General features: G+C 73.8%; 11 protein-coding genes. 7 read left to right on the top strand and 4 right to left on the bottom strand.

The genetic code is table 11. The features are described from left to right. The first annotated feature begins 13 nt into the window (after nt 1–13). Together IEY87_RS23690 and IEY87_RS23685 are read left to right on the top strand one after the other, a co-directional pair. Complete coding sequence (locus tag IEY87_RS23690; protein ID WP_225277537.1) at nt 14–2,101, top strand: RecQ family ATP-dependent DNA helicase; 2,088 nt, start codon at nt 14–16, stop codon at nt 2,099–2,101. 51 nt (nt 2,102–2,152) lie between these two features. Further along, entirely contained in the window at nt 2,153–2,398 is a 246-nt protein-coding gene (locus tag IEY87_RS23685) for a hypothetical protein (protein ID WP_189140940.1), read from the top strand. A gap of 147 nt (nt 2,399–2,545) precedes the next feature. Here IEY87_RS23685 and IEY87_RS23680 read toward each other — a convergent pair whose 3' ends face one another. Then, the gene (locus IEY87_RS23680; RefSeq protein ID WP_189140939.1) at nt 2,546–3,442 is read right to left on the bottom strand and encodes a carbohydrate kinase family protein; all 897 of its coding nucleotides are present in this window, start codon (nt 3,440–3,442) and stop codon (nt 2,546–2,548) included. 169 nt (nt 3,443–3,611) lie between these two features. On the opposite strand from IEY87_RS23680, the gene IEY87_RS23675 reads away from it, so the two are divergent. From IEY87_RS23675 to IEY87_RS23655, 5 genes are all read left to right on the top strand, one after another. Continuing rightward, on the top strand, nt 3,612–6,527 hold the full coding sequence (locus IEY87_RS23675; RefSeq protein WP_189140938.1) for a GNAT family N-acetyltransferase: 2,916 nt from the start codon (nt 3,612–3,614) through the stop codon (nt 6,525–6,527). 64 nt (nt 6,528–6,591) lie between these two features. Continuing rightward, a complete protein-coding gene (locus IEY87_RS23670; protein WP_189140937.1) occupies nt 6,592–7,176 on the top strand; it encodes a DUF5998 family protein in 585 nt (194 codons plus the stop codon). Nucleotides 7,177–7,190: 14 nt separating this feature from the next. Further along, complete coding sequence (locus tag IEY87_RS23665; protein ID WP_189140936.1) at nt 7,191–7,328, top strand: hypothetical protein; 138 nt, start codon at nt 7,191–7,193, stop codon at nt 7,326–7,328. 9 nt (nt 7,329–7,337) lie between these two features. Then, on the top strand, nt 7,338–8,453 hold the full coding sequence (locus IEY87_RS23660; RefSeq protein ID WP_189140935.1) for an alkaline phosphatase family protein: 1,116 nt from the start codon (nt 7,338–7,340) through the stop codon (nt 8,451–8,453). Then, the gene (locus tag IEY87_RS23655; RefSeq protein ID WP_189140934.1) at nt 8,450–9,265 is read left to right on the top strand and encodes a sulfurtransferase; all 816 of its coding nucleotides are present in this window, start codon (nt 8,450–8,452) and stop codon (nt 9,263–9,265) included. The genes IEY87_RS23660 and IEY87_RS23655 overlap by 4 nt, the downstream gene beginning before the upstream one ends. Here the strand turns inward: IEY87_RS23655 and IEY87_RS23650 are convergent. The 3 genes from IEY87_RS23650 to IEY87_RS23640 are packed head-to-tail and all read right to left on the bottom strand — an operon-like array spanning nt 9,205 to nt 13,024. Further along, complete coding sequence (locus IEY87_RS23650) at nt 9,205–11,997, bottom strand: CHAT domain-containing protein (RefSeq protein ID WP_189140933.1); 2,793 nt, start codon at nt 11,995–11,997, stop codon at nt 9,205–9,207. The genes IEY87_RS23655 and IEY87_RS23650 overlap by 61 nt on opposite strands. Before the next feature lie 50 nt (nt 11,998–12,047). Then, a complete protein-coding gene (locus IEY87_RS23645) occupies nt 12,048–12,494 on the bottom strand; it encodes a hypothetical protein (RefSeq protein ID WP_189140932.1) in 447 nt (148 codons plus the stop codon). Next, nucleotides 12,491–13,024 carry an RNA polymerase sigma factor gene (locus IEY87_RS23640; protein ID WP_189140931.1) on the bottom strand — a complete coding sequence of 178 codons (534 nt, stop codon included), beginning with the start codon at nt 13,022–13,024 and terminating at the stop codon, nt 12,491–12,493. Before IEY87_RS23640 ends, IEY87_RS23645 begins: the two co-directional genes overlap by 4 nt. Between the last annotated feature and the right edge of the window lie 39 nt (nt 13,025–13,063).

Genomic DNA, 13,063 nt, shown 5'->3' with positions numbered 1-13,063 from the left:
GTAACAAGGACGCATGATTGAAGCCCCGGACGCGGCGATGCTGCGCGAACAGGCCGAAGCCCGGCTGCGTGCGCTGGCCGGTGACCACGCCAAGCTCCGCGAGGATCAGTGGAAGGCCATCGAGGCCCTCGTCGTCGAGCGGAGCCGGGTGCTGGTCGTGCAGCGCACCGGCTGGGGCAAGTCCGCCGTCTACTTCGTGGCCACCGCCCTGCTGCGCGAGCTGGACGAGGGGCCCACCGTCATCATCTCGCCCCTGCTGGCCCTCATGCGCAACCAGATCGCCGCCGCCGAGCGCGCCGGCATCAAGGCCGTCACGATCAACTCCGCCAACCCCGAGGCGTGGGAGGACGTCTACGCCCAGGTGGCCGAGGGGGAGATCGACGTGCTGCTGGTCAGCCCCGAGCGGCTCAACAACCCCGACTTCCGCGACAACGTGCTGCCCGAGCTGGCCGAGAGCGCCGGGCTGGTCGTCGTCGACGAGGCCCACTGCATCTCCGACTGGGGCCACGACTTCCGGCCCGACTACCGCAGGCTCGCCACCCTGTTCGAGGAGCTGCCGCCCGGCATCCCGGTGCTGGCCACCACCGCAACGGCCAACGCCCGCGTCACCCGCGACGTGGCCGAGCAGATGGGCGAGGACACGCTGGTCCTGCGCGGCGCGCTGGAGCGCGAAAGCCTCCACCTGAGTGTCGTACGACTCCCGACGGCGGAGCAGCGCCTGGCCTGGCTGGCGCAGACGCTGCGCGAGCTGCCCGGATCCGGCATCGTCTACACCCTGACCGTGGCCGCCGCCCACGAGATCGCCGGCTACCTGCGCGAGCAGGGGCACGAGGTGGCCGCCTACTCCGGGCAGACCGACCCGGCCGAACGGCTGGAGGCCGAGGAGGCCCTGCTCAACAACAAGATCAAAGCGCTGGTGGCCACCAGCGCCCTCGGCATGGGCTTCGACAAGCCCGACCTCGGGTTCGTCGTGCACGTCGGCGCCCCGCAGTCGCCGGTCGCCTACTACCAGCAGGTCGGCCGGGCCGGGCGCGGCGTGGAGCGGGCCGAGGTGATCCTGCTGCCGGGCACCGAGGACCGCGAGATCTGGGCCTACTTCACCTCGCTCGCCTTCCCGCCGGAGCCGGTGGTCAGGGCCGTGCTGCAGGCGCTGGAGGAGCGGGGCCTGATGTCCACCCAGGCGCTGGAGACGGCCGTCGACCTGAGCCGCAACCGCCTGGAGATGATGCTCAAGGTCCTCGACGTCGACGGCGCGGTGCGCCGGGTCAAGGGCGGCTGGGAGGCGACCGGCCGGCCGTGGGACTACGACGCCGAGCGCTACTCCCGCATCGCCGGCGAGCGCAAGGCCGAGCAGGACGCCATGCTCGGCTATCTGACGACGACCGAGTGCCGTGAGGAATACCTCCGCAAGCGGCTCGACGACGAGGCCGCCAAGCCGTGCGGGCGCTGCGACAACTGCACCGGCAGGCACCGCTCGGCGCAGATCGCGGCCCCGGCCGTGGAGAGCGCCCGCGAGCGGCTGAGCAGGCCGGGCGTCGACGTCGAGGCGCGCAGGCAGTGGCCGACCGGGCTGTCCGACCTGTCCGGCCGGATCAAGCCAGACCTCGGCGCCGAGCAGGGCAGGGCGCTGGGCCGGCTGACCGACATCGGCTGGGGCAACCGGCTGCGGGAGCTGTTCAACGCTCCCGACGGGCCGATGCCCGACGACATGTTCAAGGCCGTGGTGCAGGTGCTGTCCGCCTGGGACTGGCGGGAGCGGCCGGTGGGCGTCGTCAGCGTGCCCTCCTCGACGCGGCCCCAGCTCGTCCGTGGCTTCGCCGAACGGCTGGCCCAGGTCGGCCGGCTCACCTACCTGGGGGAGCTCGGCTATCGGGCGGGACCGCCCGGACAGCAGTTCAACAGCGCCAAGCGGGTCCAGGCGGTCAGGGGGACCCTGGCCATGCCCAAGGACGTGGGCGCCGCGGTGGCCGCGTGCGGCGGGCCGGTGCTGCTCATAGACGACCGGATCGACACCGGCTGGACCATGACGCTCGCCGCCGCCCTGATCCGGCACGCGGGCGCCCCCGCGGTCCTGCCACTGGCCCTGGCCACCACGTCCTGATCAGTTGCTGCCCATCGCCACCAGGTCGTAGCCGCCGTAGACCGGGCTGACGTGCACGTTGGCGGCGGCCCGGCCACGCAGCGGTCCTTCGGCGTGACCTGGTGCTGCAGCGACGGCCCGTCGACGTACTCGCTGATGATGTACGGCTGGGTGTCGACCGCGCCGACCTCCAGCACCCGGGCCGTGCGGAACTCGGCCACCCGCCGGAACCGCCGTACGGCGGCGGCGTCGTCGTCGAGCCTGGAGTGCAGCAGCTTGATCGCCACCCGCTCGCCGGAAGAGGAAGTGCCCAGGTAGACGCTGCCTTGGCCACCCTCACCCAGGAAGGCGGTCAGTGTGTAGGAACCAACCGACCCAGGGTCGCCTGGTCGTAACGGACGCGAGCCCGCCATCCAGCTCCTTCAGTGGGTCAAACCCGGAGATCCCACCATCGAAAAGCCGGCACTAGAGGCGCGGACGCGCTCCCAGATGCACGATCGCCTTGGACGCCAGGCTGCACCCGGAGGCCAGGGCCTCGGCCGGCGGCTTGCCCGCCAGCCACGGCGGCAGGAAGCCGGCGCAGAACGCGTCGCCCGCGCCCGTGCCGTCCACGATCCGGTCCACCGGCTCGGCCGGCGCCCGGACCGGCTCCGGCCGGCCGTTGCCGAACCACAGCGCGCCCTCGGCGGTCATCTTGATGACGACCTGCGGGAACCACGCCGTCAGCACCTTGGCGGCCGCCTCGGGGTCGTCCCGGCCGGTCAGCACCTTGGCCTGGTCGATGTTGGCGAACAGCAGCTTGGCGCCACTGGTCCACTCCAGGAACGGCTCGGCCCCCGTACGCTCAAGAGGCGCGGAGGAGGCGCAGTCGACGGAGATCGACATGCCGGAGTGGTGCGCCATGTCGAGCGCGGCCAGGCCGGCGTCCCGGGAGCCTTCGTTGATCAGCGTGTAGCCGGACAGATGCAGGTGCCCGCCGCCATTGCTGAACAGGTCGCGCGGCAGATCCTCCGGCAGGAGCGCGGCGTTGGCGCCGGGATCGGACAGCATGGTCCGCTCACCCTTGTGCGTGACGAGCACCACGCAAGTGCCGGTCGGCCGCTCAGGATCCATGACGAGCCTGGCGTCCACGCCATAGCCCATCAGCTCCATGTCGCGGTTGCGCCCGGTGATGTCGGCGCCCCTGCGGCCGATGAAGGCCACTTCGGAGCCCTCGACCGCGAGCCACGAGGCGATGTTGGCCCCGGAGCCGCCACCATGCATGGTCACGATCGCCGGGGTGTCGCTCGCACGGGCAAGCGCATAACGGGCGCGAGCGACCGCGTCGGTCATGAGATCGCCCACCACGACGACCCGCGTCATGATGCCACCACCTTGCTGCCTTCGGATCGAGCCTGGCCACGGCAAAACTAACAGCTTCCGGGCTGCTCGTGGGGCGGACCCGGGACACCAGGCCTGAGTCGATGCACAAGCGTTGCCCAATACGCCCCGGAATTCTTGGCATGTGGGATGCGGGTTTACGCTCGTGACTGTGGAGGCACAATATCCGGCCCACTGGGAAGCCGACGTCGTCCTGGCCGACGGTGGCACCGCGCACGTGCGTCCGATCAGGCCCGCGGACGCCGACCGCCTGCGCGCCTTCTACTCCCGGCTGTCCGACGAGTCGATCTATTTCCGGTTCTTCGGGCCGCGGCCGCGGCTGTCGGACCGGGAGGTCGCGTGGTTCACCAACGTCGACTACCTCAGCCGGGTGGCGCTCATCGCCACCATCGGCACCGAGATGGTCGCGGTCATCCGCTACGACAGGACCGGGCCGGGCGAGGGGGAGGTGGCCTTCCTCGTGGAGGACGCCCACCAGGGCAGGGGAGTGGCCTCAGTGCTGCTCGAACACCTGGCCGCCACCGCCCGCGAGCGGGGCGTCGAACGGTTCGTCGCCGACGTGCTGCCCGCCAACATGAAGATGATGGGCGTGCTGCGCCAGGCCGGTTACACAGCCGAGACCCACTTCGCCGACGGCGTCGTACGCATGACTCTTGACCTGACCCCCACCGAGACCGCCACCGAGGTGACCACCGCGCGCGAGCACCGGGCCGAGGCCCGCTCGATCGCCAGGCTGCTCACCCCCGGCTCGGTCGCCGTCATCGGCGCCTCCCGCGAGCCGGGCGGCGTCGGCCACACCGCGCTGCGCAACCTGCTCGCCGCCGACTTCACCGGCCCCGTCTACCCGGTGCACCGCGAGGTGCGCGCCATGGCGGGCGTGCGCGCCTACCCGAGCGTGACGGCCATCGACGACGAGGTGGACCTGGCCGTCGTCGCCGTGCCCGCCGAGGGCGTGCTCGACGTGGTCAAGGAGTGCGCCGAGAAGGGCGTACACGGCCTGGTCGTGCTCTCCTCCGGGTTCGGCGAGACGGGCGAGGCGGGCCGGGACAGACAGGACGAGCTGGCCCGCATCGCCCGCTCCTACGGCCTGCGCGTGGTCGGCCCCAACTGTCTCGGCATCGCCAACACCGACCCCGCCGTCAAACTCAACGCCACCCTCGCCGCCACCGTGCCCGGCAGGGGCCGGGTGGGCTTCTTCAGCCAGTCGGGCGCGCTCGGCACCGCGCTGCTCCAGCGGGTCAAGGAGCGCGGGATGGGCATCTCGTCGTTCGTCTCCGCGGGCAACCGGGCCGACGTGTCGGGCAATGACCTGCTGCAGTACTGGGAGGAGGACGCCTCGACCGAGGTGATCCTGCTCTACCTCGAATCGCTCGGCAACCCGCGCAAGTTCACCCGGCTGGCCAGGCGCATCGCCCGGTCCAAGCCGATCGTGGTGGTCAAGAGCGGCGGCACCCCGGCCGGGCACTCCGCCGAGGAGCTCGGCCTGCCCGACTCGGCGATCAGCTCCCTGTTCGAGCAGGCCGGGCTGATCCGGGTCGACGACCTCATCCAGCTCTTCGACGTCGGTCAGCTCCTGGCCTACCAGCCGCTGCCCGCCGGCCCGCGCGTCGCCCTGATCACCAACTCCGACGCGCTCGGCCTGCTCGCCGCCGACGGGTGCCTCGCGGCGGGGCTGGAGCCCCGCCCTCCGGTCAACCTCGGCGCCACCGCGGAAGCCTCGGAATTCTGTACGGCACTCGCGGACGAGCTGGCCTCACCCGAGGTCGACGCGGCGGTCGTCATCTACATGCCGCCCATCCCCGGCGACACCACCGCCGTGGCCGCCGGGCTCCTGGAGATCTCGCGAGGCTCGGCCAAGCCCGTGCTCGCCACCTTCCAGGGCCATCTCGGCATGCATCCCTGCCTGCAGACCGGCGGCCCGGTCCCGGCCCGCGGCTCCATCCCGTCCTACGCCGCGCCGGAAGAGGCGGTCAGGGCGCTGGCCCTGGCGGTCCGCTACGCCACCTGGCGCGCCCGTCCCGTCGTCCCGCCGCCGGACCTCGACGACCTCGACACGGCCGGCGCCCGCGCCCTCGTCCACGAAGCGCTGACGGCAGGCGCCGCCGCCCTGCCTCCCACGCGACCCGAGACAGGCCCCGCCACCGACGGCCAGACCCCGGCGCCCGCCGACACTTCGGACGCCCCCGCTCAGGACGCCCCCGCTCAGGACGCCCCCGTTTCGGGCGCCCCTGCTCCGGGCGCCGCTCCAGCTCAGGGCCATGGAGGCGAGGCCGCCGCGGATTCCGTACGACCGCCGGCGGAGTATGCGGCGGTCCCCTCCACGGAGTCCGCGGGGGCGCCCCTGTTCGCCGAGGCGGGGCCGCCGGTGCGGATCGACGCCGCCGAGCTGCTCGCCCGCTACGGCGTCACCGTCTGGCCCGCCGAGGTGGTGCGCTCACCGGACGAGGCGGTCGTCGCCGCCGAGCGGCTCGGGTGGCCGGCGGTGCTCAAGGTGGCCGGCCCCGACGCCTCACGCCGCGCCGGCACCGTCCGGCTCGGCCTGCCGAACGCCGAGAGCGTCCGGCACGCCTACGCCGAGTTCGCCCAGCAGTTCGGCGACGATGTGGAGCTGGCCGTCCAGCGGATGGCCCCGCAGCCCGCCGTGCCCACGGTGGTGAGCGTCATCGAGGACCCCGCGTTCGGGCCGGTCGTGTCGTTCGGGCTGGGCGAGGTGACCGCCCGCCTGCTGCTCGACCAGGGCTTCCGCCTGGCTCCCCTCACCCGCGAGGACGCCGCCGCTCTGGTGCGGTCCGTACGCGCCGCGCCCCTGCTGTTCGGCGAGTACGGCTACCCACCCGTCGCGGTTGACGCCCTGGAAGACCTCCTGACCAGGGTGAGCCGCCTGGGCCACGACCTGCCCGAGCTGGGCCGGCTCGACCTGGACCAGGTGCTGGTGGGGGAGTCCGGAGTGATCGTCCTGGACGCGCGGGCCACCCTGCGCACCCCGCCCGGCCCCCGCCTCGACGGCGGTCCGCGCAGGCTGGGCGAGAGCCCCCGCCCCAACCGAGGCAGGTTTTCGTCAGGTTAAAAGACGTTATAGAGCGTTATGTCCGGCGGGTGGTTGCACTGTGTCGCCCTGGCAAACTGGGTCCATGAGGGAAACCCGAGTCTCAGCCGCGGGCCTGCGTGAAGCCATCGAGCGCAGCGGCTACTATCCCGACCTCGTCTCCGATGCGGTCGAATCCGCGCTGGGCAAGGAGGCCGTGACCGCGTTCGTGGTCCACCACGAGGCCACCTTCGATCCCGCCATGGAGGTGCGCAGGCACGTCACCGTCCTGGTTCTGTCCACCTCGAGGCTCCTGGTCTGTCACACCGACGAGCACCCGGCCGTGGAGGGCGTGTCCACCGCGCACGCCTCCACCACGTCGGAGGCGGTCCGGCTCAGCCGGATCCAGTCGGTGGCGGTCACCCGGGTGGTTCCCGAACCCGCCTCCTACGTGCCCGGCGTCCCTCCGACGGAGGTGACGCTCACGATCGGCTGGGGCGCCATCTCCCACGTGGATCTGGAGCCCGCGACCTGCGGCGACGAGAACTGCGAGGCCGACCACGGCTACACCGGCGCCATCACCGCCGACGACCTCTCCCTGCGCGTCAGCGAGGCCGCCGACGGCCCGGAGGCGGTCGCGCACGTCCTGTCGTTCGCCAAGGCCCTGTCCGAGGCCACCGCCGCCCACTGAGGCCCCGGATCGACGTGGACGACTCGCCGCCCACTGAGGCCCGGATCGGGGTGGACGACTCGCCGCCCACCCCGCCGGGCCGGGATCCCGGGGTCCGGACGTACGACCTGAGCGGGTTCGCGCGCATGGCCGGGGCGGGGGCGGGCGGATAGGATCGGGCCATGGAGACCGGACCGCTGGTGCCCGCGTACGGCGGGGCGGCGCTGTCCGATCTCGCCCGCTCCCTCCTGGCGGCGCTGGGCCTGGACGAGCCCAATGCGCTGGCCATCGCGCCCGCCGAGCGCACCTGCCTGTTCATCGTGGACGGACTCGGCGCGGAGTTGCTGCGCGCGCATGCCGACACGGCGCCGTTCCTGGCCGCCATCGCCGGCCGGACGCTGACCGCCGGCTTCCCCGCGACCACCGTCACGAGCCTGTGCTCGCTCGGCACCGGCCTGTCGCCGGGGGAGCACGGGATGATGGGCCTGATGCTCGCGGTGCCCGGCGCCGGACGGCTGTTCAACTGCCTGCGCTGGACCGGGATGGCGATGGATCCCAAGGAGTGGCAGCCGAGCGCGACGGTCTACGAACGGGCCGCGACGGCGGGGATCGAGCCCGTCTACGTCGCGCCCGCCGCCTACGAGGGCACCGGGCTGACCGAGGCCGTCTATCGCGGGGTCCGCTATGTGGGCGCCGAGACGGTGGACGAACGGGTGGCGCGGACCCTCGCCGAGCTGGCCCGCCCGCGAGCACACGTCACCGTCTATTACGGCGATCTCGACGCCACCGGACACCTGACGGGCTGGGGCAGCCCGGAGTGGCTGCGGCAGCTCGCGATCGTGGACGCCATGGCCGAGCGGCTGGCCGAGGGCCTGCCGCCGGGCACCGCACTGTTCGTGACGGCCGACCACGGCATGGTCAACGCCGTCGACAAGCTCGACGCCGAGGCGACGCCCGAGCTGATGCGCGGGGTCGCCATGCTGGGCGGCGAGGCCAGGGCCCGGCACGTCTACGCCGAGCCGGACGCCGCCGAGGAGGTGTTCGACGCCTGGAGCGAGGTGCTGCGCGGCCGCGCCTGGGTGGTCTCCCGGCAGGAGGCGGTCGAGTCCGGCTGGTTCGGACCCCGGGTGCGCGCCGACTGGCTGGGCCGCATCGGCGACGTCATCGCGGTGCCCTACACGGATCTGGCCATCATCGCCCCTGCCGCGCATCCGATCGAGGCCCTGTTCACCGGCTACCACGGCTCGATGACCATGGCCGAGCAGCACGTGCCACTTCTGGAGGTATCCACCCGATGAGCCCGCTGATCACCCCGGACGACCTGGCCGCCTCGCTCGACGGCGCGAGCGTGCTCGACGTGCGCTGGCGGCTCGGCGGGCCGCCCGGGATCGGCATGTACCGGGAGGGGCACCTGCCCGGCGCCGCCTTCTGCGACCTCGACGCCGACCTGACCGCCGCGCCCGGAGCGGCCGGTCGCCATCCGCTGCCGGACGCGGCCGCGTTCGAGGAGGCGATGCGGCGGCTGGGCGTGTCCGGCGGGCGGCCGGTGGTGGTCTACGACGACTCGGGCGCGATGGCCGCCGCCCGCGCCTGGTGGGTGCTGCGCTACTACGGGCATCAGGACGTACGCGTGCTCGACGGCGGTCTGGGGGCCTGGATCGCCGCCGGCCTGCCGGTCACCAAGGAGGAGCCCGAGCTCGCGCCCGGCGACTTCACCGCCGTCCCGGGCGGGATGCCGATGCTCGACGCGGACGAGGCGGCGGCGCTGGCCGCGTCCGGCGTGCTGCTCGACGCCCGGGCCGAGGAGCGCTACCGGGGCGAGGTGGAGCCGATCGACCCGGTGGCCGGCCACATCCCCGGTGCGGTCAGCGCGCCCACTACCGCCAACGTCGGCAGCGACGGCAGGTTCCTGCCGCCGGAGACGCTGCGGGCCCGCTTCACCGAGCTGGGGGTGGGCGAGGGCGTCCCGACCGGCGCCTACTGCGGATCCGGCGTGACGGCCGCCCACGAGGTGCTCGCCCTGGAGGTGGCGGGCCGGCCCGCCGCCCTCTACGTGGGCTCCTGGTCCAACTGGGTCGCCGACTCCGCAAGGCCGGTCGCCACCGGCTGATCGCCCGCCCCGAAGCAGACGAACCCCAGCACCCCGGTCTTGGCCGAGGCGTACGCCAGCGCCGTGGCCGGGGCGTGGCCCGCCGCGAGCAGCTCGTGGAAGCGGATCATCAGGGCCAGCGCGTCCTCGTCGCGCACCGGCACCAGCCCGGCGACCACGCATGCCGCGCCCCGGGTCAGGAACGTACCGGCCAGCCCGAGCGGCGCGCCGTCGGTGGGCGTGCGCGCCATCCCGGAGTCGCACGACGACAGCACGACGAGCCTGGCCGCCTGGGCCATGCCCAGCAGGTCGTAGGCCATCAGCGGGCCGTCGTCCAGCGTGATGCTGGACAGCAGCGGGCTGCGCGCGTGGAACACCCCGTGCGCCGCCAGGTGCAGCACGTCGGCGGACTGCAGCGCGGCCAGCACCGGGCCGGTCCGCGCCGGCACCTCACGCCCGCGCGGATGGCAGGCGAGCACCCGATCGACCTCCTCGCGGGCGTGCGCGAGGCCCGGCCCGACCGCCGCGATCACCGTGCTCGGTTCGGTGACGGGTGCCCGGCGGGTGGCGCCCAGCCAGGCGGCGGCGCTCGCGGCCACACTCACCGGCCGCTCGCGCAGGCTGGGCAGCGTGGCCCAGGGCAACGTGTGCAGCGCCCCGGTGGGCACCAGAACCAGCGGCCGGTCCCCGATCTCATCGCCGATGGGCCCCAGCAACAACCGCTCCAACGCAGCGGCCGGCTCAGCCGTATGACGCACGCTCAGCGGCTCGTCGACACCCCCGCCGCCCGGCTCGCCGGTACTCCCGCCAGCAGGCTCCCCGGCACCTCCGTCAGTCGGATCCCCGGTACTCCCGCCAGCAGGCTCCCCGGCACCTCCGTCAGTCGGGTCCCCGGTGATCCCGTCGGTGGGATGCCCGGCGACTCCGCCGGCGGGAGATTCGAGGGGTTCGGCGGGTGGGTCTTCGGTGAGGAGGCCGTCGCGGAGGGTGGCGCGGCGTAGTGAGTAGCGCAGGCGGATGAGCGCCTCGGTGACCGGCAGCAGCGCGCCGAGCCGCCGCAGCACCACCCGCTCATCGGTGATCACGACGGCGACCAGCGACTCACCGTCGGGGACGAACTCCACCAGCGCGGCCCGGCCCAGCGCGGCACGCACCTGGCCGAGGCCCGCGGGGGAGCAGGCGTGCGCGGGAGCGGCCACCGCCCGCCAGCGTTCGGCCCACTCGAACACCTCCTCCGCGCCCCCGTCGCGTACCGCGAGCCGCAGCCCGAAGGCCGCCAGCCGCTCGCCCGCCCTGACGGCGTGCGCGCGCAGCGCCGGGTCGTCGAAGGCGTCGGCCTGGTCGCCCACCTCGGCCAGCCCCTCGCGAACCGCCCGGAACGCCGCCGCGACGTCCTCCTGCAGCGCCGCCTCCAGCGCGAGCGCGTGCTGGCGTACGGGACCCGGCACCTGCGCGGCCTGGGCCAGGCGGCCGGCGTGCGAGTCGGCGAGCAGAGACGTCAGCCGGGTGCCGGCGGGAGCCCGGGGCTCGCACCGCCTGGCGTGCGCCGTGAGCCGGGCGAGCTGGGCCGAAGCGGCCGGATGGTCGTCGACGGCCAGCGCGGTCTCCGCCGCCACCAGCCGCAGCGCGGCCGCCTCCGCCGCGTTGGCGGTGTCCTCCAGCTCGCTCGCGCATTTGATCAACTCGGCCAGCAGGGCGGCGGTCGGCGGCTCCAGAGCGAGCCTGGCCCGCAGCACGACCTCCCTGGCCAGCGGTAGCCACGCCCGCCGATCCTGCGCCGACAGCTCCCGCATGGCCCGCTCGGCCACCGTCATCGCCTCGTGCGGGTCACCGGTGAGCAGCTCCACCTGGGCCAGCTTCAGCCGCGCCTCGGCCAGCGCCGTGTGCGCGCCGGTCCTGTCCAGGTCGGGTACGGCCAGGCTCAGCAGAGCCCTGGCCTCGCCCGGCAGGTGGGCGGCCAGCAGCGCGGCGGCGAAGTCGGCGCGCATCGTGGCCAGCCGCTCGGGATAGCCGAACAGGGTGTCCTCGGCCGCGCGGTAGTGGGTGAAGGCGCCGCTGACGTCGCCGCGCCGTACCGCGAGAAAGGGCAGATTGGCGGCGGCCAGGCGGGTCAGGTGGCGGAGCCCGGCGTGCCGGGAGATCTCCAGGCAGGCGCCGATGTCGCGCATGGCGTCGTCCCAGTCGCCTCGGTAGGCGTGCACCAGGCCGCGGTTGAGCAGGCCGCCGGCCAGGAACCTGCGGTCGTCGACGGTGCCGGGGGCGGCGGCGAGGGCCCGCAGCGCCCGGTCGCAGGAGGCGATGGCCTCCTGGTAGCGCCCGAGGTGGGCCAGGGCGACGGCCCGCTGGGTGTCGAGCTTGGCGCGGTCGAGCGGCGACAGGTAGGCCCAGGCGAGGGCGGCGACCCGGAGCGCCTGGAGGGGATGGCCGCGCTCGGTGCGGACCGTCACCAGCGAGAGCCTGGCCTGCGCCCGCCGCTCGGCGGGCGCGCCCACGGTGCGGATGGCCTGCCTGAGATGCTCCTCCGCGCCGGGCAGATCGCCGAGCTCACGCGCCGCCAGCGCCATGGCCCGCAGCGCCACCACCTCCGCCTCGGTGGCGCCGGCCGCCTCGGCCGCGTGCAGGATGGTACGGCCGGCGTCGAGGGCCTGCGCGGGATCCACCACCGACCGCAGGACGGCCATCTCCGCGGCCCGTACGAGCAGGGTGGCGTCCGGGGAACGGCCGGGCGGTCGGTGCTTGTCCGGTGTCGCCATGTGTGCCTCGGTTGGTGGTACGGCGGGCAGGCGCGGCCCGGCCGGGTCGTTCACGGGCGGACGCGCACCCACCTGGTCTGGACGGGCTCCTGACCGGGGCGGTGACAGACCACGCTGAGCCAGCCGGGTGGCAGGCCGGTGGCCGCGAACTGGCCGCTGTCGGCCAGGCTCCTGGTGAGCGTCAGGTGCGGGGTGCGGACGTCGACGTGACTGCCCTCGCAGGGGGTCGGGAACACCTGGCCGACCACGTCGATGAGCCCGTCGCCCACGGTCACCTCCAGGTCGAAGGTGAGCCCGGCGGCGACGAACCGGACCGTGCGCGGGCCGTCCGCTCCGCGCACGCCACGAGCGGTGGCGCCCTCGGCGGGCATCGCGGTCACCGCCCGAGGCACCCGCAGCTCGAAGACGTCCCGGGCCGCGGCGGACACGTGGCCCGGGATCGGATCGTTGCCGGAGGCGAGCCTGAGGGCCGCCAGGAAGTATTCGTCGTTGATCATTGCACCGTCTCCTGTAGTGAGATCAGGGTGCGCAGTTTTTCCAGGCACCGGGCCCTGGTCGGGCCGACGCTACCGACGGGGACGCCCAGCCGCAGGGCCATCTGACGGCTGCCGAGGTCGGTCGCGACGAGGTGGAGCAGGGTGCGGCACGGCTCCTGCAGGGCGGAGACCGTCTGCCAGAGCAGGCGGTTGCCGTCGGCCTCCAGCACGGCGGACGCCGGGTCGGGGGCGTCGCCGAGCTCGAAGCCGGCGGCCGGCGGCGTCTTGCGCACCAGCAGGATCGCTTCGCGCCGGGTGGTCGTCGCGAGCCAGGCGCCGACCAGCGCGGGCTCCCTGATGCTGTGGAGATGCTCCAGCAGGCGCAGCCAGGCGCCCTGAACCGCGTCCGCCGCGTCCGCCTCGTTCAGCCCGCACGCGCGGGCCACCGCCCACATCCGCGGGCCGAACCTGGACTCGAGCTCGTCCCAGGCGAGCTGGTCGCCGTCGGCCGCGGCTGAGAGCAGCTCCGCTGGATCGCGTGGGTCCTGCATACGGCCTCCTTTCCGACCCGCACGGCGAGGCGAATCTGC

Origin of the sequence: Nonomuraea glycinis, from assembly GCF_014646515.1 — a bacterium.
Taxonomy (GTDB): domain Bacteria; phylum Actinomycetota; class Actinomycetes; order Streptosporangiales; family Streptosporangiaceae; genus Nonomuraea; species Nonomuraea glycinis.
The sequence above is the reverse complement of the archived record's forward strand: the minus strand, read 5'-3'. Positions and strand labels throughout refer to the sequence as shown.